This is a genomic window from Pseudomonas trutticola BRTCR10 (assembly GCF_056155105.1).
Map to the genome: position 1 here is coordinate 5,228,201 of NZ_CM149552.1, position 22,334 is coordinate 5,250,534.

A 22,334-nucleotide genomic window follows, 5' to 3' on the forward strand; every position below is an offset into this window, starting at 1 on the left:
AGCCGATCGCGTGTGCCTGACCGTCAAGGTCAGGGAGGGAACGGAGTTCCCCAAGCGGGCACTTGTACATCGATCGAATCGAGGGGAGACCCTAATGAATTACAACTGGGACTGGGGCGTGTTCTTCAAGTCCACCGGCGTGGGCAGCGAGACTTATCTCGACTGGTTCATCTCCGGGCTGGGCTGGACCATTGCCATCGCCATCGTGGCCTGGATCATCGCCCTGCTGCTGGGCTCGATACTGGGTGTCATGCGCACCGTGCCGAACCGCATCGTGTCGGGCATTGCGACCTGCTACGTCGAGCTGTTCCGTAACGTGCCGCTGCTGGTTCAGCTGTTCATCTGGTACTTCCTGGTGCCCGATCTGCTGCCGCCGGACCTGCAAGAGTGGTACAAGCAGGACCTCAACCCGACCACCTCGGCTTACCTGAGCGTCGTTGTGTGCCTGGGCCTGTTCACCGCCGCGCGCGTCTGCGAACAAGTGCGCACCGGCATCCAGGCGCTGCCGCGTGGCCAGGAATCGGCCGCCCGTGCGATGGGTTTCAAGCTGCCACAGATCTACTGGAACGTGCTGCTGCCCCAGGCCTACCGGATCATCATTCCGCCGCTTACCTCGGAATTTCTGAACGTGTTCAAGAACTCCTCCGTGGCGTCCTTGATCGGTCTGATGGAACTGCTCGCGCAGACCAAACAGACCGCCGAATTCTCGGCCAACCTGTTCGAAGCGTTCACCCTGGCGACCCTGATCTATTTCACCCTGAACATGAGCCTGATGCTGCTGATGCGCCTGGTCGAGAAGAAAGTTGCCGTGCCCGGCCTGATCTCCGTGGGGGGTAAATAATGGAATTCGATTTCAGTGGCATCGTCCCGGCCATTCCCGGTTTGTGGAACGGCATGGTGATGACCCTCAAGCTGATGGCCATGGGCGTGGTGGGAGGGATCATTCTCGGCACCATTCTCGCGCTGTGCCGGCTGTCGCATAACAAACTGCTGTCGAACGTTGCCGGCGCGTACGTCAACTATTTCCGTTCGATCCCGCTGCTGCTGGTGATCACCTGGTTCTATCTGGCGGTGCCGTTCGTGCTGCGCTGGATCACCGGCGAAGACACCCCGATCGGCGCGTTCACCTCGTGCATCGTCGCCTTCATGATGTTTGAAGCGGCGTACTTCTGCGAAATCGTCCGGGCCGGCGTGCAGTCGATCCCGAAAGGCCAGATGGGCGCGGCGCAGGCGCTGGGCATGAGCTACGGGCAGATGATGCGCCTGATCATCCTGCCCCAGGCGTTCCGCAAGATGACCCCGTTGCTGCTGCAACAGTCGATCATCCTGTTCCAGGACACCTCGCTGGTTTACACCGTGGGCCTGGTGGACTTCCTCAACGCCTCCCGCGCCAGTGGCGACATCATTGGCCGCTCCAATGAGTTCCTGATTTTCGCGGGGCTCGTGTACTTCATCATCAGCTTCGCCGCCTCGCGGTTGGTCAAGCGTCTGCAAAAAAGGTTCGCCGTATGATCTCTATCAAGAACATCAACAAGTGGTATGGGGACTTCCAGGTGCTGACTGATTGCAGCACCGAGGTCAAAAAAGGCGAAGTGATCGTGGTCTGCGGCCCGTCGGGTTCCGGCAAATCGACCCTGATCAAATGCGTCAACGCGCTGGAACCGTTCCAGAAAGGTGACATCGTCGTCGACGGCACTTCGATTGCCGACCCGAAGACCAACCTGCCGAAACTGCGTTCGCGCGTGGGCATGGTGTTCCAGCATTTCGAACTGTTCCCGCACCTGACCATCACCGAAAACCTGACCATCGCGCAGATCAAGGTGTTGGGCCGCAGCAAGGAAGAGGCGACCAAGAAAGGTCTGCAACTGCTCGAGCGCGTTGGCTTGTCGGCCCACGCCCACAAGCACCCGGGCCAACTGTCCGGCGGTCAGCAACAGCGTGTGGCGATTGCCCGTGCGCTGGCGATGGACCCGATCGTCATGCTGTTCGACGAGCCGACCTCGGCGCTCGACCCGGAGATGGTCAACGAAGTGCTCGACGTGATGGTGCAACTGGCTCACGAAGGCATGACCATGATGTGCGTGACCCACGAAATGGGTTTCGCCCGCAAAGTGGCTGACCGCGTGATTTTCATGGATGCCGGCAAGATCATCGAAGACTGCCCGAAAGAAGAGTTCTTCGGCGACATCAACGCCCGCTCCGAACGCGCGCAGCACTTCCTCGAGAAAATCCTGCAGCACTAAAAGCACCGCGATCCCTGTGGAAGCGGGCTTGCCCGCGATGGGGCCCTGTCAATCGACCATGATGTCGACTGTCAGACCGCTATCGCTGGCAAGCCAGCTCCCACAGGGGACGGTGTTCGCTATCAGGTAAGTGTTGTGGTTGACCCAAGGCATCTGTGATGAAATGCGACCCCACTCTCTATCGCGCCGCGCCGCCATCACTTGCCGTGAAGCCCCGTCTGATTCGTCATCTGTTCCTGCCGCCACTGGTCATCGCGCTGATGATCGGCCTGGGTTTTATCGGCTTCTGGACCAGTGAGCATTTCGGCATTCGCAGCCTTAGCGAGAACGGCCAGCGTCAGTTGGAACTGCACGCCCGCGCGGTCGAAAGCGAGATCAGCAAATACACCTACCTGCCCAGCCTGCTGGAACTGGAAACCAGTGTCCCGCAACTGCTGGCCGAGCCGACGCCGGAACACCGGCAAACGGTCAACGACTACCTCGAAGGCCTGAACCGGCGCAGCCGCAGTCGGGCCATCTATGTGATGGACACCACCGGCCGCGTCATGGCCACCAGCAACTGGCGCGATGTCGACAGTTACCTGGGTGAAGACCTGTCCTTCCGCGCCTATTTTCAAAAAGCCGTACGCGGCGAACCCGGCCGTTTCTACGGAATTGGCAGCACCAACGGCGAACCCGGCTACTACCTCGCCCATGGTCTCGAAGAACACGGCAAGATCGTCGGCGTCGCCGTGGTCAAGGTGCGCCTCGAAGCCATGGAAGAACGCTGGCAACGGGCGCGTCTCGAAGCCTTTGTCAGCGATGAAAACGGCATCATCATTCTCTCCAGCGATCCGGCCCGGCGCCTCAAATCGGTAGTGCCGCTCAGTGACGAGACCAAAGAGAAACTCGCCCGCAGCCTGCAGTACTACTGGTTCCCGCTCAACGAACTGCAACCGCTGGCCCGCGAAACATTGGCCGAGGGCGTAGAAAAACTCACCTTCCCGGCCAACAGCGAAGTTGATTCCGACGAAGAAAACATCAGTTATCTGGCGCAGACCCGCCCCTTGAGCGATACGCCGTGGAATTTCACCCTGCTCACGCCGTTGCAGGACCTGCGCCGTGAAGCGATCAACCAAGGGATTCTGGTCGCCGTCGCGTTTGCCTTGGTGGCGTTTCTGCTGATCGCCTGGAACGAGCGACGCAAGGTCATCGCCACCCGCCTCGCCGCCCGCGAAGCCTTGCAGGAAGCCAACAACCAACTGGAGCGTCGGATTACCGAACGCACCGCCGACCTGCGCGCCAGCAACGATCGACTGAAAAGCCAGATCCGCGAACGGCGTCAGGCCGAAGAGACTTTGCGCCGCGCCCAGGATGAACTGGTCCAGGCCGGAAAACTGGCCGCCATTGGCCAGATGTCCACCAGCATCGCCCACGAATTGAATCAGCCACTGGCGGCGATGCGCACGTTGTCGGGTAACACCGTACGTTTTCTGGAGCGTGGGCAGCTCGATGTCGCCAGCACCAATCTCAAGACCATCAACGACCTGATCGACCGCATGGGCCGGATCACCGCCAGCCTGCGTTCGTTTGCCCGACGGGGTGACAATCAGGGCCAGGCCAGCCTCGGCAAAGCCGTGGACGCGGCGCTGCAGTTGCTCGGCGCACGGCTGGAAAACCCGGCATTGCAACTGCACCGGCAATTTATTGATGTGCAGTTGCACATTGACCAGACCCGCCTCGAACAGATTCTGGTCAACCTGATCGGCAATGCCCTCGACGCCATGCAAGCGCAACCGCTGCCACAACTGTGGCTGGAAGGTGAAGAGTTCAACGGCAAATATCGCCTTCGGGTGCGCGACAACGGCCACGGTGTCGATGCCGAAGCGCGCAAGCATCTGTTCGAACCGTTCTTCACCACCAAACCCGGCGAGCAAGGCCTGGGTCTGGGCCTGACCCTTTCCGCCAGCCTCGCCGCCGCCACCGGTGGCCATCTGGGTGTCGAACACCCCGGTGGCGGTGGTACCACCTTCGTCCTCAGTTTACCGTTGGTAAGCCCTACTCCTGCCGAGCCAATATGAACCACGACCTTAGTGTGCTGATCGTCGAAGACGACCCCCATGTGCTGCTCGGCTGCCAGCAAGCGCTGACACTGGAAGACATTCCCTGCGTGGGCGTTGGCAGTGCCGAAGAGGCGCTGGAGCGTGTCGGCGATAACTTTGCCGGGATTGTCATCAGCGACATTCGCCTGCCGGGCATCGATGGCCTGGAGTTGCTGACCCGCCTCAAGCAGCGCGACCGCAGCCTGCCGGTGGTGCTGATCACCGGCCACGGTGACATCTCCATGGCGGTCGGCGCGATGCAGAAAGGCGCCTACGACTTCATGGAAAAACCGTTCTCGCCGGAGCGTCTGGTCGACGTCGCCCGTCGTGCGTTGGAGCAACGCAGCCTCGCGCGCGAAGTCTCGTCGTTGCGTCGGCAACTGGCCGAGCGCGACTCCCTTGAAGGCCGGATCATCGGGCGTTCGCCGGCCATGCAGAACCTGCGCGAGCTGATCGCCAACGTCGCCGACACTTCGGCCAACGTCTTGATCGAAGGCGAGACTGGCACGGGTAAGGAATTGGTCGCCCGTTGCCTGCACGATTTCAGCCGCCGTCACAGCAAGCAGTTCGTCGCGTTGAACTGCGGTGGTCTGCCGGAAAACCTTTTCGAAAGCGAGATCTTCGGCCACGAGGCCAACGCCTTTACCGGCGCCGGCAAACGCCGTATCGGCAAGATCGAACACGCCGACGGCGGCACGCTGTTCCTCGATGAGGTGGAAAGCATGCCGCTGCCGTTGCAGATCAAACTGCTGCGCGTGTTGCAGGAACGCACCCTCGAACGCCTCGGCTCGAACCAGAGCGTGGCGGTGGATTGCCGGGTGATCGCAGCGACCAAATCCGACCTCGACGAGTCGAGCAGGGCCGGCGAATTCCGCAGCGACCTGTATTACCGCCTCAACGTGGTCACGCTGGAATTGCCGCCATTGCGCGAGCGCCGCGAAGACATCCTGCAACTGTTCGAACACTTCACCCAGCAGTCGGCACTGCGCTTCGACCGCGCCTTGCCGGAACTGGACAACCAGACCCTGTCGAGCCTGATGAGCCACGACTGGCCGGGTAACGTGCGTGAATTGCGCAACGTCGCCGAACGTTTCGCCCTCGGCCTGCCGGCCTTCAAGAAGTCCGGCGCGGGCAGTGCGGGTCAGGGTCTGGCGTTTGCCGAAGCGGTGGAAGCTTTCGAGCGCAACCTGCTCAGCGACGCCCTGCACCGCAGCGGCGGCAACCTGACCCAGGCCAGCCTGGAGCTGGGCATGGCCAAGACCACGCTGTTCGACAAAGTCAAAAAATACGGGTTGAGCCACTGATGGATCTGCTGCTGAAAGCCGCACTCGGTGCCGCGGTTGTCGTGATTCTCGCGGCACTGGCCAAGACCAGAAACTATTACATCGCGGGCCTGGTGCCGCTGTTTCCAACGTTTGCGCTGATCGCCCATTACATCGTTGGCAAGGGGCGCTCGGTGGATGATCTGAAGACCACCATCGTCTTCGGGATGTGGTCGATCATTCCGTATTTTGTGTATCTGGCGACGTTGTATGTGATGGTCGACCGGTTAAGGCTGGAGGCTTCGCTGGCAGTGGCGGCGGTAGCGTGGTTGATGGCCGCCACTGTGTTGGTGACCGTTTGGGTGCGCCTGCACAGCTGACCCTCACCCCAGCCCTCTCCCTCCGGGAGAGGGGGCCGATCGAGGTGTCTTGCGTCTGACATCGACCTGAAAAATCCAGTCGATTATGGATTCGCTACAACACCCTCAGGTCGGCGTATCACTCCAGCATCCCCCAATCAGTCCCCTCTCCCTCTGGGCGGTCCGACGTTTCGGGAGGGTCAGGGTGAGGGTGAGGGGCTTTTAGCTTTTCAGTTGACGGTGCCACCTTTTGACTCAGCCATAATCTGCCGAATCGCGCCGACAAACGTCTCCACCGGCTGTCCACCCGTCACCGCGTACTGGCCGTTAAATACCACCGTCGGCACCGAACTCACCCCGCGCTGCAACCACAATTGCTCGTCTTCGCGCACCTGGTCGGCAAATTCATCGGACGCCAGAATCGCCTCGGCACGCTGACGATCCAGCCCGACACTTTCAGCAATCTGCACCAGTTGGCCGTGATCGGAAGGATTGCCGCCATCGCTGAAATAAGCCCTGAACAACGCCTCCTTCAACGGCAACTGCAAACCCTCAAGCCCGGCCCAATGCAGCAAGCGGTGCGCATCGAAGGTGTTGTAGATGCGACTGTTGCCGTTGGTGCGAAAGGCAAACCCGAGTTCGGCGCCACGGGCACGAATCGCCTCGCGATTCTTCTGCGACTGCTCCGGCGTCGAGCCGTATTTCTCGCCGATGTGCTCGGTAATGTTCTGCCCTTGCGGGCCCATCTTCGGGTTCAGTTCGAACGGCTGGAAATGAATGTTGGCCTGCACTTCGTTACGCAGGATCTCCAGCGCCTGCAGCAAGCCGTACAGACCGACGACGCACCAGGGGCAGGAAACGTCGCTGACGAAGTCGATGTTCAGAGTGGAATTCATGACTCACCTCGCACGGCAAAATCCAGACGATACACCTGTCAGGTCTTGCAGCGACAGTGATGGCCCTATCGCTGGCAAGCCAGCTCCCACAAGGATCACACCGAACCTGTGGGAGCGTGGCTTGCCCGCGATGAGGACAGAAGCAACACCACGATATTTCGGTTACAGCAGATTCCCGCCTACCACCGGCTCAATCTGCGCCCAATGCGAGGTGTCTTCACGGTGCGCCTGCAAATACGGCAACACTGCCGCCAGCAGCGGTGCCTTGAAGGCCTCTTGAAAGCGATGCGCCAACCCGGGAATCAGCTTCAACTGGCTGCCACGAATATGCGCCGCCAGATGCACGCCATGCATCACCGGCAGCAACGGATCGGCCGTGCCATGCACCACCAGCGTCGGCACCCGCAATTGATTGAGCAGGGCTACCCGGCTCGGCTCCGCCAGGATCGCCATGATCTGACGTTTGACCCCTTCGGGATTGAACGCACGGTCATACGACGCCGCCGCTTGTTGCAGCAAAACCTGTCGATCATCGGTGACCGCCGGGCTGCCCAGCGCGGCCAGCAAGTCAGCTTGTTGCTCCAGCGCCACCTCGCGGTTGGGCGCGCCGCGTCGCGACAATAACTGCACCAGCGCAGCACTCGGCGCCGGCAAACCTTCGGCACCGGAACTGGTCATGATCAACGTCAGGCTCTCGACCCGCTGCGGCGCCATCGCGGCCAGGTGCTGGGCGATCATCCCGCCCATGCTCGCGCCCAGCACATGGAATTGCTCGACGTGCAACGCATCCATCAAACCCAGCGCATCGTCGGCCATGTCGGTCAACGTGTACGGCGCCGCCACCGGCAACCCGAGTTTGTAGCGCAACACTTCAAAGGTCAGATTGGCCTCGACCGGGGCCTGCCGCCAGGTCGACAGACCGACATCGCGGTTGTCATAGCGGATCACCCGAAAGCCCTGCTGACACAGCGCCACCACCACTTCGTCCGGCCAGTGAATCAACTGCCCACCCAAGCCCATCACCAGCAGCAGCGCCGGGTCCGACGCCCGGCCAATGCTCTGGTAGGCCAGGCTCACCTGCGCCAGATCGACCCGTTCGGTCGGCACATTGACGTCGCACCGTGAGGCGGCGTAGGCCGGCGAGCCGAACAAAAACGCGGCCAGCACGGCCGCGATCGAGAGAAAAAACTTACCCATGAAAAACACCGAAACGCAGAACCCCAGTAGAGCGCGAGTCTGATGAAGTTTGTACAAGCGCGCTGCCACAGTTCGATGACAGTTTGATGAAGAGTGCCGAGCGGTCACCATCACGGCGATAACTATCTACCGCCATGGCCGACCACTTTCGCCCTTGAATGGCTCAGGACCGGAGCGCCTCCGCCGCTCCCCACCGCGAGCCGTTAACCATGCCCGATCGATTATTGTTGAACACCCCCACCCTTGAGCCGCCCGCCCAGTCGACCGCAGGGCGCTTGCCGGCCCACCACGACGAGGGTCTGCTGCTGGATGCCGCCCAGCGCTGGCGAGAAAGCTGCGAGGCGTTGCACCAGTTGTTTGCCCAAGTGCCTGCCGCGCGGGACACGCTGTTACAGGTGCTCAAGCAGCACCTGAATCTGGAACAAACCGGCGTCGGCCTGCTCTTTGACGCGCAGGATCCGCGTCCGCAACGGTTCATCCCGCTGGTGCAGGTGTGTGCCTTTGTCTTGCAGCAGCCATCGGCAACAATTGCCGCCGATGCGTCCTGTCAGGTCACCGGCGTTTCTACCGCTCACAGTTTGTTCGGCATCACGCCGCTGCAATTGCTCGCGAAGCTCAAGGCACTCCCCCTCGAACAGGCCCTAGAGGCGCGCTGGAACACCTATTGGGATGCCCGCGCGCCGGGCAGCCCGGTATCGCGCCGCGAGCGCGCCAGCCAGTTGTACCGCGAACATCTGGACGCGGCCGCGCAGCTCGCCTTCGCCCGGCGCAGCCTGAGCGCCGAACAATTGCTGGCGCTCGCCACGCTACAGGAGGCCAGCGCCGCCACTCCCGCCATCACCACCGAGCAACTGTCACTGGTGCTGAGCAATGGCAGCAAGGTCAAATTGCCCGCTGCCTGGGTCATCAGTTTCGGGACCGAGGCGCCGGTCACCCAGTGGTTGTACTTGCCGTTGCGACCCGAAGCATTCCAGGTGTTTGCCCAACGTCAGGACCTTGAGACCTGGCTATCGACGCAACCGTTGGTACCCGCCGGTCTGCCGCACACCGACCTGAAATTTGAATACACCGGCAGACACCTGCCATTGACGGCAGGCATGACCGATCTGCTGGCTCACCAGTACAAAGCCCAGCTCGATGCGCTGCGCAATGGCAGCGTCGGCAAAGCGGACCTGTACGAACAGGCCAGCCTGGCCCTCGACAACGTCGATCAGACCGATCATCAACGCAAGACCGGCGCGGTGTTTGCCTCGCCGCCAACGCTCGACAACGTAGTGATCGAGCCTGAGCAGCAGGCTCTGTTCGGCAGCCTCTACGCCGACATTCCCTGGCCCCTGCGCCAGGCAGCGCTCAACCGGCACCGCGACGCGCTCGAAACGCTGCTCGACAGCGCCGATGCCAACACCGCCCTGCAACCTTTCAAGCAGGCACACGAGACACTGGAAGCGGCCGAGCAAGCCGCTGACAAGGCTGCGACTGCCTTGCTCGGCCGTGCGCGCGTCCTCGATCTGACGACGTTCAACCGTGAGTTCACCGCCCTGCACCAGGCGCACAAGAGCGGTCTGCACGCCGAAGCCGAATTACAAGGCTTGCTGGCCGAACTGAACCAGGACGAACGAGACCGGATCAAGGCCCTGCTCGACACGCCACAAAACCCCGGCGCCGAGCATGTCGCGGCCAGCCTGATCCTGTCTACCCATGAGCCGAATGCCGAGAGCTCGGCCCCCGCTGAACTCAACGGCCCGTTTGTCATGACCCACCCGCAGGCATTGCTCGATCGGGCGTCTGCGCACAGCGTGTTGCTGTACTGGCCGGGCACCGGCGGTGGTTTGCAACGTTTCGCCAATCGGCGGGCGCTGGAACAGCAGGTATTCAAGATCGCCGAGGTAGACACGGCACTTGCCTTGCAGTTGAAAAAAATCAGCGGTGATCCGCTGCAGCATGGCCTCAACCAACTGACCAGTGACTTCGACGAACAGGCCGGCCTCCTGCGCTCGCGCCTTGCCGACACGAGTAAAAAAGCCGAGTACGACGAACAACTCGCCGACCTGCGCCAGCGCAGCCTCGGCACGTTACAGGTGCCGGTCAACGCCGCTCGCAGCCTGGCGTTCACTCAGGTGCTGGAGCAGGCAAACAGCGGCACGCTCGCCGACACGCTACCGGACTGGCTCGCCCGGCTCGGCAAGACTGAGCGCAGTGCGCTCAAGCAACTGACCGAGACGTTCCTGCTCGCGATGCAACGCAGCCATAAGCAACTGACCCTCGCTCTGGAACCACGGGACGACTTCACCCGCACACATCTGCATGAGCGACTGCGCAAGGACTTCGCACTCAAGGGCAGTTTCGAGATCACCCTCGACTTGCCCGACTCGGTAAAAATGGTCAAACGCTACAAACCCGCTCCCGGCCACTCGGGCTATGAGTTGGTGCTGGAGCCCAGTGCCACCCGCAGCAAAATGTCGCTGGTGGAACTGGCCCAACTGAACATCGACAACACGCCATCGATGCAGCTCGAACCGCTTTCATTGCGCCTGACGTACATGCGGGTGGAGGTCAATGCAAGCGATGCGGTCGAGGCTGAAACCTTGAAAAAAGGTCTCACCCTGACCTGGCTGAAACGCGTGCTGCCGGAACTGGATCTGCCCCAGGCCTACGAAAAACGCATTCGCGAAGCGTTCACCGGCGCGTCCGACGAATCGGCTTTCGTCAGGGAGCATCGCCGCGAATGCCTGATCGAACCCTGGCGCGCGATGCTCAAACTGCAAGGTGAATTCGCCCGTTTGCAACACCATATCAGTCTGGAGGAATTGCAGATCCTCACCATTGCTGCTGACGCCAACACCGCGCAAGCCTGGCGATCCGAGCGCAAACGCGTGGTCATTCTTCCGGCCTATCTCAGCGCCGGCGGCGCGGACACGCCCAATGAAGGTGCGGTCACCTTGTCCGGTGTGACCTTCATCGAGGAGCAGGTCAGCGGCATCACTCTGCTGTACCTGCCCGACAGTCCCGACGACCACTTTCTGCGTCGTTACGACAACCTCGAAGCAGCGCGCATGGCGTTGTACAGAATGTGCACACAGGACACCTGGATCCGCTATCTGGCCGGCCGGGCCTTGCAGGGTAACGTCCGGGCGCACGTGAGCCGGCTCAACCAGGCCGTGCTCAAGCATTTCGACGCGATCATTGGCGTCGGCGAGCGCTGGCCGGCCACTACCTCGTTCGCCGCGCACTTGCTGGATGCGCACATGGGGCGGCTGATCGAAGCCCATCGCGGCACCTCGCGCTCCAACGATGCGCTGTACATGGAACGCCACGCGCTCAAGGGACCGCGCGCGTTCAACTACCTGAAAATGGCCATCGGCCTGCTGCCCTTCATCGGCAGCGCCATCGCCGTTTACGATGCCTGGACGGCCGCCAACCAGGCGGTGGCCGCGTTTCTGCGTGGCGAGGTCGGTGACGGTCTGGCCGAACTGGAATCGGTCCTGCTGTCATTGATCGACGCGGCGATGGATCTGCTGCCCGGTGAACTGGCGTCTTCGGCCTTGTCGCGTGCGGCCCGCTCAGTAACTCGCGCACGCCAGATGCGCGTTTTACTCAGAACCACGGCAGCGCTAAAGAACACATCCCGGCGTCAGGCTCGACATCTCGCGGTACGGTTCTCCGGTTACGAATATGAAAAACCGATTTCCCTGGCCGGCCTGCAACCGGGCCGGGATGGCGTGTATCGCGGCATTTACCGGCATGCCGACGGCGATTTCATTCTGCGTCAGGGGCGGATCTTCGAGGTGCAGCGCAGCAACGATTCACGCAACTGGCGCTTGCGCGGCACGCGCAAGGCCACCTACAAACAACCGGTCGCACTCAATGAAAACGGCGAATGGGACACCTGGTTCGGCGTCTACGGCAGTACGTTCGAGGGCGGTGGTCTGGGTGGCGGAAATGTGGCTGGGCATCTGGCTGATGCGCTTGATCCGATCTGGCCGCAGGCAATTCGTCAACGCCTGCCGCGCTGGTGGGCGGACCGGACCTTTCGTCGTCATCACTACCTGACCGAGCTCGCCGACGACCTTGCCGTGCAACTGGAAAGACGCGGCGGAAACAGCGACGTGACCATCAACCGTTATGGCGCCGCGAAGACGGATGCGGCACGCCAACCCCTTCTGCCTGCCGCCGAAGCTGCCGCCATCGGTGATATTGAACTGGCTACCCGACGTTATCAGGCATTGCTCGAACTGGAACCGCTGACCCACGGCAACAAACGTCGCGCCTTGATCGAGATGCAAAGCAAAAACGCCGCACTGCTGGCTGACCGATACACACGCCGCGCCATTCACAACTCGCACAGTACCGTGCCACTGACAAAACGGATCCTGCAACTGAACAGGCAACTGGATGAACTGCCGCACGATGCTCTCGCGCAACGCCTGACACTGATGGAAGAGCGCCGCCAACTGCGGCTGGAATACCTGCGCAAACTGGACCGGATGGAAGACCTCAGGGTTGACGTCAACCATTGGTATGAACGCGTTCGCGTTGCGGCGGACAAGAAACTGGTGGCCAGCCTTGTCGATGACCTGAACGCCAAACACAGTCCGTTTCTACTGAGCTTTCAGAAGACCTATCAACGCCTTGAGGCGGTACAGCGTGCCGGTAGCGTCGGCGACGCTTCATGGATTTATCTGCTGGGGCAGGCGCGCCGATTACGGGAAAAGGTCGCCCGTGCGCTCAATACCCATCACGATCTGCTCAGCGCCAACGTCACCCGCGTACAGCGCGATGCCATTCTTCAAGACTGCGTCGATACGTACGCGCAATTTATCCGTGAAATGAAAGTCTGGACCGCCAGCTACCCGCAGTATTTCCATGAAGAACTGATAGAGCCGCTGATCTCCGGGATAGAAAAGCTCGGCGAACAGGCGCGCAAAAACATTGGCACCCCGGTGCATGCCACGCCACCGCAAGGCAGTATCAATCGCAAAGTCTTTCCCACCGAAGACGATCAATGGCTGATCGGCGTAGAGCGATGGGACAAGAAAAACAAGAAGCTTCAGTTCGAAATGAACAGCGGCGAAGTCTGGGAACAGACCGCAAGCGGCAAGTATCGACTGACAGAGTCTGCGCCACCGGCGCCGCCTCAACTGAGCCTGTCGACACTGGTAAACGAAGCGCGCAAACGCCTGGACTTTCAGGCGAGTTATCGGGCCCGGGTCGAGTCCTACGCCGACCAGGACATGCTGCCGGTCGACCTTGAACACATGATGGTCAGTGAAGCCGCAGAGCTGAGACACCGCGCCGACCGGATCGCGAACGTCGCGCCGCAGGATCCGGTCATTCCCCAACTACGCAACAAGGCCAACGAGCTGATCGCCACCGGTCGCAACCTGCGTACCCGCCAGTCACTGACCAGTAAAAGGCCCACTGACGGCATGCTGCTGGACCTGATCGAACAGGACGCCGTGGAGATCCGCAAACCCAGCCTGCTGAAAAACCTCAGCAAACCAAAAGCGCGCAAAGACTACCTGCAGGAGTATGAGATCTGGGATCAGACCCTGATCCCCAATGAGCTACTGTGGTATGCCCACTTTCATTACGCCAGCGCAACGCCGGTGATGCGCACATTCGAAAAGGCCCACCTGAAACTGCCTGAACACCGCTTCTTGACTCATGCCGATAACGCCAGCCTGCCATATGCCGATATTGGTAAACAGTCGGCGGTGTTGACGCATTTCGAAGCGCTTTGATCGCCGCCCTTAAAACAAAACACCCGCTGGCTTTTTGGCTCAGCGGGTGTTCTGCATCAACGGACAGGCCAGAGGTTTACGCCAGTTGGCTGCGCAACTGCCGCGCCGCCGCCACCATGTTCACCAGCGCCGCTTCCGTCTCCGGCCACGCACGCGTCTTCAAGCCGCAATCGGGGTTGACCCACAGGCGCTCGGCGGGAATCCGCTTCACTGCCTTGCTCATCAACTTGACCATTTCCGCCGTGTCCGGCACCCGTGGCGAGTGAATGTCGTAGACGCCCGGGCCGATGTCGTTCGGGTAGTCGAACGCTTCAAAGGCTTCCAGCAATTCCATGTCCGAGCGCGAGGTTTCGATGGTGATGACGTCGGCGTCCATGGCGGCAATTGCCTTGATCACGTCGTTGAATTCGCTGTAGCACATGTGGGTGTGGATCTGCGTTTCATCGTTGACGCCGGAGGCCGTCAGACGGAACGCTTCCACCGCCCAATCCAGATACTCCTGCCATTGCGCCCGGCGCAGCGGCAGGCCTTCGCGGAAAGCGGCTTCGTCAATCTGCACGATCTTGATCCCGGCGCGTTCCAGATCCACCACTTCATCACGCAGGGCCAGCGCCAATTGCTGCGCCTGGACTTTGCGCGACACGTCTTCGCGAGGGAACGACCACATCAGCATGGTCACGGGACCGGTGAGCATGCCTTTCATGACCTTGTCGGTCAGGCTCTGCGCGTAGGTGATCCAGTCAACGGTCATGGCGTGCGGACGACTGAGGTCGCCATAAATCACCGCCGGTTTCACACAGCGCGAACCGTAGCTCTGCACCCAGCCAAAACGCGTGAACAGGTAGCCGTCGAGCTGCTCGGCGAAGTACTCGACCATATCATTGCGCTCGGCTTCACCGTGCACCAGCACGTCCAGTCCGAGGCGTTCCTGCACCTGCACGGCGTGGCGGATTTCACTGCGCATGGCGTCGTGATAATCGTTGGCCGACAGCTTGCCCTGCTTGAACGCCTGACGCGCCAGACGGATTGCACCGGTCTGCGGGAACGAGCCAATCGTGGTGGTCGGGAACGTCGGCAATTGCAGGCGCGCCTGTTGCCGGGCGATGCGTTTGGCAAACGGCGAATGACGCTGACTGTCCTCAGCATTGATCGCGCTGATCCGCGCCTGAACCTCGGGTTTATGAATGCGCGACGACTGCGCGCGGCTGGCCTGAATCGCCCGGCTCTGAGCCAGTGCGTTTTGCACTTTGGGCGCTTGTGGATCGTTCAAGGCATCGCGCAGCACCGAGATTTCGCTGCACTTCTGTACAGCAAACGCCAGCCAGCTCTTGAGTTCCGGATCGAGCTTGTCTTCACGCTCGACATCCACCGGGCTGTGCAGCAACGAGCAGGAACTGCTGACCCACAGGTTGTCGCCAAAACGCTCCTGCGCCGGTTGCAGTTGCGCCAGCGCCTGCTCCAGTTCGCAGCGCCAGACGTTGCGCCCGTTGACCAGGCCCACCGAGAGAATCTTGTAGGTCGGCAGGCGATCAAGCACCTGACCGAGCTGCTCCGGCGCCCGCACCGCATCGATGTGCAAGCCTTGTACCGGCAGGCCCACGGCCAGACCGAGGTTGTCTTGCAGACCACTGAAGTAGGTCGCCACGAGTTTCTTCAGCGGCGAATACTGGAGGATGTGATAAGCGCGTTCGAAGGCGCTTTTCCACGCTTGCGGCAAGTCGAGGGTGAGGATCGGCTCATCGATCTGCACCCATTCCACACCCTGGGCAGCGAGGCGGCCGAGGATTTCGTTGTACACCGGCAGCAGGCGTTCAAGCAGATCGAGTTTGTCGAATTCGTTGCCTTTGGCCTTGCCCAGCCACAGGTAAGTCAGCGGGCCGATGATCACCGGTTTGACGTTGTGCCCCAGTGCCCGGGCCTCTTCGACTTCGTCGAACAGCTGTTCCCAGCTCAGCTTGAACGGTTGGTCAGCGGTGAATTCCGGGACGAGGTAGTGGTAGTTGGTGTCGAACCACTTGGTCAGCTCTTGGGCGTACTGAGTCTTGCCGTGCTCGCCGCCGCAGCAGCCTGCCGTCGCGCCGCGAGCCATGGCGAACAGGGTGTCGAGGCTCGGCTGGCCGTGTTCATCGCGCACATTGTCGAAACGCTCGGGGATCACGCCGAAGGTCAGCGAATGAGTCAGCACCTGGTCATACCAGGCGAAGTCGCCGACCGGCAGCAGGTCGATGCCGGCATCTTTCTGCAACTGCCAGTGAGCGGCGCGCAGATCACGGCCGACCTGGTTCAGCGCGGCCTGATCGAGATCGCCTTTCCAGTAGGCTTCGAGGGCTTTTTTCAGTTCGCGGTCGGCGCCGATGCGCGGAAAACCAAGGGTGTGGGCCACGGCCATGTCGAAGGTGCTCCATTTGCGTAAAAGATGGCGCCATTGTCGACAGCCCGACCAACATGAGACAAACTCAACCTTTTCGTGTTGATCACAAGTTTTCTTCATGGAGCCAGCCGGTGCTTGAAATCCGTCACCTGAAAACCCTGCACGCACTGCGCGAAGCCGACAGCCTGGTCGATGCCGCCGACCGTTTGCACCTGACCCAATCGGCGCTGTCCCACCAGTTCAAGGAACTCGAAGAGCGCATGGGCATGCCGTTGTTCGTGCGCAAGACCAAACCGGTGCGCTTCACCAGCGCCGGCCTGCGCCTGCTGCAACTGGCCGACGCCACTCTGCCGCTGCTGCGCGCCGCCGAGCGTGATATCGGTCGCCTGGCCGGCGGCACCGCCGGACGTTTGCACATGGCGATCGAATGCCACAGCTGCTTCCAGTGGCTGATGCCGACCATCGACCAGTTCCGCGATGCGTGGCCGGAAGTCGAACTCGACCTCGCTTCGGGCTTCTCCTTCGCCCCGCTGCCGGCGCTGGCCCGGGGCGACCTGGACTTGGTAGTGACCTCCGACCCGCTGGACATCTCCGGCATTACCTACGTGCCGTTGTTCACTTACGAAGCCATGCTCGCGGTGGCCAATCAGCACGCGTTGGCCAGCAAACCGTACATCGTCCCTGAGGATTTGCTGACGGAAACGCTGATCACCTACCCGGTGGAACGCGATCGTCTGGACATCTTCACGCGCTTTCTCGAACCGGCCGACATCGAACCCGCTCAGGTGCGCACCTCGGAACTGACAGTGATGATGATGCAACTGGTCGCCAGCGGCCGTGGCGTCTGCGGCATGCCGCACTGGGCGCTGCATGAATACAGCTCGCGTGGTTACGTGAAGGGCAAGCGGCTGGGCGAGAAAGGTCTGTTCGCCACGCTGTACGCAGCGATCCGCGCGGACATGCTCGATGCGCCGTACATGCGCGATTTTTTGCTGACGGCCAAGGACACCTCGTTCTCGACCCTGGATGGCGTCAGCGCCGTACGCTGATCGAAACAACGCCACCCTCCCCTGTAGGAGCGAGCCTGCTCGCGATAGCGGTGTGTCAGTCACCTGGATGCAGACTGAAAGATCGCTATCGCGAGCAGGCTCGCTCCACATAGTCATTGTGATGAGAGGGTTTAGCGAACCCTCGCACCGCCCCGATGGGCTGCGCAGCAGCCCCAAACCAGTCGCCGCGAATGTTCAGAATTACCGCGTACTCAGGATTTACGACTGCTGCGCAGCCGATCGGGGCGGTGCGACGGTTCGCTGAATCCCCTCGCCACAGGAGGCAGGTGTCAGTCCGGCACCTGCAAATTATCCAGCACCCGATTCACCGCAAGCTCTCCGAGCATGATCAGCTGCGCAATCCCCAACAACGTTCTGCGCTGCGACGCTGGCAAGAGGTGAGCGAAGTCACTGGCGATGGTTCTTGCCGAAGCAAGGGTCTCGAAGGCATCGGCCAGCATCTCCTCGTTTTTGAAGTCCGCAGTAACGGCGTACATCCTGCGGGTTCTGCGGGGCGGTGGTGTGGACCCGGGCGGGCAGAGATAGTGATCGAGGGCGCGGTCGGCGGCGTCGTTGAGCTTTTTCGAATCGAGGGATTCGTAGGGGGAGGTGAGATCGGTTTCGGGCGGGTTGGGTGTTGGTTTGATCATGGTGAAGCTCCTGAGTTTATGGAGCCACTCTTTCCCTGTCGCTAAACAGGTGAAGGTGGCAGCTGTACGCAGGTTAGCGAACCGGTCTCAGGCACCCCGGTAGACCCAAAGGTCTCCCGCATACAGCCGCCATAACGTAATTGCGGGCGAAGAGTCCCACAACGAAGCCACGAACGCTGATGCACTGAGTTGGTCCGAGTCGCTAAACCCGATCGCTGATTCGTCAGCGACCGGACCACAATAGAACCCGACCCCAAAGCGCACAAGCCGGCGGATTCTGGCGTAGCTGTAGGCAATTACGCAAGGTCGTGTAGCCTGATTACGTGTCTTGCCGTGTCACTTAAACGAAGGTGTTTAAAAACAAAAATCGCAACGTTCGGCAGCGTCTACATCGATCCATGTAGGAACTGCCGAAGGCGGCGATCTTTGATTTTCTCTCCGTCAGATCCGAGCCTGAACATACTGGGCCAACACAGCCATCATGCAGCGACATCACGGCCCTTCGCCGACGTTATATCGAACTGACCAGACTCTCCATCGAAAGCGTTAGCCCATCTCAATAGGACTCATGCTGGTTACTAATCATAAAAAGAGCGACTGTTTCAGGTACAACTTCATCCACTGCCCTAGGAAGGGCAGTGGATGGGACAAATCAAAGTTGTCCTATTAATGCGATCAGGTAGTTTTTTTTTGATCGGGAACGTACATGGCCACACCGTGTTTCTGGTCGTTCAACCGACTGAATTGGAGACTCCAATCTTTTGTAAAAGGAAGATAGCCTGTGCAGAATGCCTGCTCTCTATCCTGAAACGTCTGACTAGGCCCATGCCACCAGACGGCTTCTGGGTAATGCGCGGTAGCGGTGAATTTTGTATTCATGACTTTCATGTGATGAGAGCGTTCGTGAACTGGGATTGGTTCCGCACCAACGCTTTGCGCCCATACGAGGTATTCCTCATGATTGAATTTCTGATTATTGGAAGATACGTAATGGGCCACATTGGAAACGGTGACGGGGAACTCCTTAATTTGATTCGCCTGGTCTCGAACTCTGATAGTGGTGCTTCCGTTGCCTTGACTTCTGACGATACCGAGAAGGCGATCAACCGAAGCAATGCGCTCGTCGAGGGATTCATAAATATAAGGAGGAACCCCGCCTTTGGCACTACGATCGAACGCGGTTCCGATAGGATCGACGCCAGTCAGGACCCATGGCAGTCCCGAGCCTTCGATTGATACGTTGTGCCCGCTGATTCTGAGCAGGGACGGATCCACGATAAGTTCAGGACGCGTCATTACGGTTAATGTCCTTGCGGCAGATGTCTCCCCCGGAGCGTACAGCGCCTTGGCGGTGAAACTGTGCAGCGCGGCGTTCAGTTCTTTCACCTCAAGTTCCCAACGGCCGTTATCGGCACGCACCTCCGCTATACCTTTGGACGTCGGCCCGTCAAAGATCTCGACTTTCAGACGCGGTGTACCGCCGCCGGTCAATTTGAGTGAGGTATCGTACGTCTTGCCGTTAGAGGGAATTTCAATGCCTGTCGAGTCTTTCACCGAGGTGATGCTTGGCTTGATGGCATTCGAAAGGGTGAGGATTCTGCCGAGCGATACCTGCCCCGTACCGTACTGCGCTTTGGCGGTGAACGTGCGAGTGGCAATGCCGGCCAGTGTGATTTCGCAGGTCCAGATGCCACCGGCATTGACCGGGTGTTTACCTTTAGTGGCAGCGCCCTCGAACACCTCGACTTCCTGAAGCGGTGCTGCAGTGCCGGTCAGTTTGATCTTCGGATCGACCGTGCCGCCGTTATGCGGAATGTCTTCACCCTTGGAGTCTTGCACCGTGCTGATCACCGGTTTCACATCCTGCACGGCTTTGACTTTGTAAATGCGCGACGGGAAGGTCACGGCTTTGGCTTCATCGGGGCTGCCGTCGAAAGTGACCTTGAACTCGATTTTCAGTGTCGAGTTGTCCTTGAGACCGCGCAACTCGGCCACCGGTGTCGCCGGGTAAGGCCCTACAATCACGCCATCACCGCGTAGTGTTTCCCCCTCATAAGTCGTCTTTTTGTACTCCGATCCATCGGCTTTGGTGCCGCTGTAGCGCAGCCAGATTTTCTGATTCGCAGCAATCAAAGGCCAGGCAGCCACGCGGGTGGACGCATTGTTGGCCAGGGTGATCACATCGAGATCATCGTTGGACGCGCCATCGATGGTTGCCTTGGGCAGTTGGGCATGTTCATGCGGGATCGTCAGCACCGTCAGCGGCAAAACCTTCGAAGGCACCGGCGCAGCACCACGCGTCACGGTGTAACTCACCGTCACCGCTTTGCCCAGGTTGAAGGCTACAACCGATTTTTTCAGCTCGATCGATTGTGGCCCCAGCGTGGTCACGGTTTTTTTCGCGGAGGTGTCCGAGCCGTTCGGTGGCGTGCCGGTCCAGGTGACGATGATGTCATCACCGATGGCCATACCGGTGTAGTCGACGATGGCAGTCAGGCTGTCCTTGGCCGCTAACGGATTGAGACTGGTGCTGCCATTGGCCTCCTTGATCTTCGGCGCGTCCAGATCCAGCGCCGCGCCAATACGCAACGTCAATTCATGCGAGTTCCCTACCGTCGCCCCCGCCCGCTGAATGCTGTAATCAGCGACCACCGTGCCGTTGAGGTTGGCCGTCACGTATTGCTTGTTTACGGTGATGCGCACAGGTTTGCCGGCGGTGGCGGGGATCAGGTCGATATGGCCGCTGGTGCTGCCGCCGCTGGCCGAACCGCGCCAGCGCCAGGTCACGCGGTCCTTGTCGCGGGTGCCCAAATACGGCACCACCAGCGTGGCGCCGAGCGGCGGCACTTTGTCCGGATCGAGCACGTCATTGTCTGCGCCCTCGACTTCCGGTCGGTCAAACGTCGGCAAGGCCACGCCGACCTGCATCGGAAATACCAGCGATTCGCGCACGCTCAGCAGCGCCGTTTCGCTGTTGGTGACGGTGTAAAAGACCTTGACGTTCAGGCCGTTGAAGCGCCGGATTTCGGCATTGCTCACGTTGCGTTGGACGGGCTGGTTTTCCGCGATGTCGCCGACCGGACGCGGATCTTCGTAATAGACGGTACTACCACCCGGCGCCTGGGCCTGCCAGATCAGATTGATCAGGTCGCTGCTGTTGCGGCCGGGATACCAGGGAATGTTCACCGTCGCCCAAGGTGTCTCCGGCGGCAAAGTCCCACCCGGGGCCTCGTCCACGGTTGGTTCACGCAGTTGGCTGATGTCACCAATCACCGGGACGCTGGCGTTCTTCGAAGGGCGGTCGGCTGCACCGCTGCGCTTACAGACATAGCCGACCGAGGCGCTGCCCTTGGCGATGGCCCTGACCGATGCATTGGGAATGGGAAATTTCAGAGGAAACGATACGACCGCGACCGGCAATTCAAGTGGCCCGACGATGATCTGCGAGCCTTGCGCCGGGGTGCCTGTCCAGGTCAGGAACACCTTGTCACCGACCTTGAAATCAGCTGCCGGCGTGTTGACGAGGACCTCCACATCGTCATCGCCGAGCTGATCGAGATTGATGCTGTTGGCCGGCTGGCCTTTGACCAGCACCAATGGAACGTCCAGTCGATTGCCGCCCAGATCCACCAGCACTTTGCGAATGGCCGACCACGGCGCGCGCTCGTCGGGGTAGTTGCCGCAGCGATCGACGACCTGATAAGCCACCGCCACTTCCGGGCCATCACCCGCCGTCTCGATCACGGCGCGACTGAACACCACGTCGATTGGATGGCGGACCGGGTCCAGGGCCTGTTCCGGCGTGACGACGTGAGTGACTTGCTGACTGCCCCAGCGGGCGAGGATGCGATCGTAGCGGGTGAGGTTGCGGTAGGGCACGATGCGCATCGTCACGCCCTTGGCCGGCAGGTTTTGGTCAACCTCGTCATGGTCGAGGGAAAATTTCAGATCGGAGTGGCCGTCATCGCCAGCGATGTCATCGTATTCGCCGGGACGCGTGAGCTTGACCAGCAGGACCAGTTCGGGTTTGGAATCTTCCGACGTCTGGTTCTTGTAGGTGATCCGGTAGAACACCGGCTTGGCCTCGCCGTCAAGCACGTGGGCCTTGGGAATGGTGAACGACAGGTCCTTGTTGAGCTCGATATCGAAGTCGAGGGTCTTGCTCCAGATTGCCGTCGTGGCATTGCCCCAGAACACCTCGGCCTTGTCGCCAATGTTCATGTTGAACCAGGCGGGAATGATGCCTTGCAGGTCGTCCTCCACCGCCCGGATGGGGATGCCACCGCTGTAATGCTCGGCAGGATTCAGGGCGACCAGCGCGGGAAAGTACAGCGGTTTGAGGGCTAGCGGATGTTGGGACGTGGTCATGGTGGCGGGCTCCGGTCGATGGTGGGGGCGACGGAGTGATTGAACGCGGGATTGGCGGATTGCGCACCTGTCAGATCTGACAGGTGCGGGCGGGTTTTCGACGAACGGTCATTACCA

13 protein-coding genes are annotated in these 22,334 nt (G+C 60.5%); 8 read left to right on the top strand and 5 right to left on the bottom strand.

Features of this window, described 5'->3' with window-relative positions; genetic code table 11:
* Window positions 1-94: 94 nt before the first annotated feature.
* From ACVVH8_RS23745 to ACVVH8_RS23770, 6 genes are all read left to right on the top strand, one after another.
* Window positions 95-841 carry an amino acid ABC transporter permease gene (locus tag ACVVH8_RS23745; RefSeq protein ID WP_103305469.1) on the top strand — a complete coding sequence of 249 codons (747 nt, stop codon included), beginning with the start codon at window positions 95-97 and terminating at the stop codon, window positions 839-841.
* Window positions 841-1,512, top strand: coding sequence for an amino acid ABC transporter permease (locus ACVVH8_RS23750; RefSeq protein ID WP_103305468.1), 672 nt, complete (start codon window positions 841-843; stop codon window positions 1,510-1,512). Before ACVVH8_RS23745 ends, ACVVH8_RS23750 begins: the two co-directional genes overlap by 1 nt.
* Entirely contained in the window at window positions 1,509-2,243 is a 735-nt protein-coding gene (locus ACVVH8_RS23755) for an amino acid ABC transporter ATP-binding protein (RefSeq protein ID WP_007927141.1), read from the top strand. The genes ACVVH8_RS23750 and ACVVH8_RS23755 overlap by 4 nt, the downstream gene beginning before the upstream one ends.
* A gap of 158 nt (window positions 2,244-2,401) precedes the next feature.
* Window positions 2,402-4,303 carry a two-component sensor histidine kinase AauS gene (gene aauS, locus ACVVH8_RS23760; RefSeq protein WP_401298467.1) on the top strand — a complete coding sequence of 634 codons (1,902 nt, stop codon included), beginning with the start codon at window positions 2,402-2,404 and terminating at the stop codon, window positions 4,301-4,303.
* Window positions 4,300-5,628 (top strand): two-component response regulator AauR, encoded by a 1,329-nt coding sequence (gene aauR, locus ACVVH8_RS23765; protein ID WP_475226659.1) that lies wholly within the window; start codon window positions 4,300-4,302, stop codon window positions 5,626-5,628. Before aauS ends, aauR begins: the two co-directional genes overlap by 4 nt.
* Window positions 5,629-5,636: 8 nt before the next feature.
* Window positions 5,637-5,966 (top strand): GlpM family protein, encoded by a 330-nt coding sequence (locus ACVVH8_RS23770; protein WP_177431437.1) that lies wholly within the window; start codon window positions 5,637-5,639, stop codon window positions 5,964-5,966.
* A 209-nt stretch (window positions 5,967-6,175) separates the two neighbouring features.
* On the opposite strand, the gene ACVVH8_RS23775 is transcribed toward ACVVH8_RS23770, so the two are convergent.
* Window positions 6,176-6,841 (bottom strand): DsbA family oxidoreductase, encoded by a 666-nt coding sequence (locus tag ACVVH8_RS23775; protein WP_103305464.1) that lies wholly within the window; start codon window positions 6,839-6,841, stop codon window positions 6,176-6,178.
* A gap of 162 nt (window positions 6,842-7,003) precedes the next feature.
* Complete coding sequence (locus ACVVH8_RS23780) at window positions 7,004-8,038, bottom strand: alpha/beta fold hydrolase (protein WP_475226662.1); 1,035 nt, start codon at window positions 8,036-8,038, stop codon at window positions 7,004-7,006.
* 209 nt (window positions 8,039-8,247) lie between these two features.
* Between ACVVH8_RS23780 and ACVVH8_RS23785 the strand changes: the two genes are divergently transcribed.
* Window positions 8,248-13,779 carry a dermonecrotic toxin domain-containing protein gene (locus tag ACVVH8_RS23785; protein WP_475226665.1) on the top strand — a complete coding sequence of 1,844 codons (5,532 nt, stop codon included), beginning with the start codon at window positions 8,248-8,250 and terminating at the stop codon, window positions 13,777-13,779.
* A gap of 76 nt (window positions 13,780-13,855) precedes the next feature.
* Here ACVVH8_RS23785 and metE read toward each other — a convergent pair whose 3' ends face one another.
* On the bottom strand, window positions 13,856-16,168 hold the full coding sequence (gene metE, locus ACVVH8_RS23790) for a 5-methyltetrahydropteroyltriglutamate--homocysteine S-methyltransferase (RefSeq protein ID WP_475226667.1): 2,313 nt from the start codon (window positions 16,166-16,168) through the stop codon (window positions 13,856-13,858).
* 113 nt (window positions 16,169-16,281) lie between these two features.
* On the opposite strand from metE, the gene metR reads away from it, so the two are divergent.
* Window positions 16,282-17,199 (top strand): transcriptional regulator MetR, encoded by a 918-nt coding sequence (gene metR, locus ACVVH8_RS23795; protein ID WP_103305460.1) that lies wholly within the window; start codon window positions 16,282-16,284, stop codon window positions 17,197-17,199.
* Between the two features lie 290 nt (window positions 17,200-17,489).
* Here the strand turns inward: metR and ACVVH8_RS23800 are convergent, their stop codons facing one another.
* A complete protein-coding gene (locus ACVVH8_RS23800; RefSeq protein WP_213026473.1) occupies window positions 17,490-17,849 on the bottom strand; it encodes a DUF6124 family protein in 360 nt (119 codons plus the stop codon).
* Between the two features lie 675 nt (window positions 17,850-18,524).
* Window positions 18,525-22,217, bottom strand: coding sequence for a hypothetical protein (locus ACVVH8_RS23805; RefSeq protein WP_475226669.1), 3,693 nt, complete (start codon window positions 22,215-22,217; stop codon window positions 18,525-18,527).
* Window positions 22,218-22,334 lie beyond the last annotated feature (117 nt).

Bases quoted from the DNA above. Each gene is read 5' to 3' on its own strand.
- ACVVH8_RS23785 (WP_475226665.1), top strand. From the start codon at position 8,248: ATGCCCGATCGATTATTGTTGAACACCCCCACCCTTGAGCCGCCCGCC.
- ACVVH8_RS23775 (WP_103305464.1), bottom strand. From the start codon at position 6,841: ATGAATTCCACTCTGAACATCGACTTCGTCAGCGACGTTTCCTGCCCC.
- ACVVH8_RS23745 (WP_103305469.1), top strand. From the start codon at position 95: ATGAATTACAACTGGGACTGGGGCGTGTTCTTCAAGTCCACCGGCGTG.
- metE (WP_475226667.1), bottom strand. From the start codon at position 16,168: ATGGCCGTGGCCCACACCCTTGGTTTTCCGCGCATCGGCGCCGACCGC.
- aauS (WP_401298467.1), top strand. From the start codon at position 2,402: ATGAAATGCGACCCCACTCTCTATCGCGCCGCGCCGCCATCACTTGCC.
- ACVVH8_RS23805 (WP_475226669.1), bottom strand. From the start codon at position 22,217: ATGACCACGTCCCAACATCCGCTAGCCCTCAAACCGCTGTACTTTCCC.
- ACVVH8_RS23780 (WP_475226662.1), bottom strand. From the start codon at position 8,038: ATGGGTAAGTTTTTTCTCTCGATCGCGGCCGTGCTGGCCGCGTTTTTG.
- ACVVH8_RS23800 (WP_213026473.1), bottom strand. From the start codon at position 17,849: ATGATCAAACCAACACCCAACCCGCCCGAAACCGATCTCACCTCCCCC.
- ACVVH8_RS23750 (WP_103305468.1), top strand. From the start codon at position 841: ATGGAATTCGATTTCAGTGGCATCGTCCCGGCCATTCCCGGTTTGTGG.
- aauR (WP_475226659.1), top strand. From the start codon at position 4,300: ATGAACCACGACCTTAGTGTGCTGATCGTCGAAGACGACCCCCATGTG.
- ACVVH8_RS23755 (WP_007927141.1), top strand. From the start codon at position 1,509: ATGATCTCTATCAAGAACATCAACAAGTGGTATGGGGACTTCCAGGTG.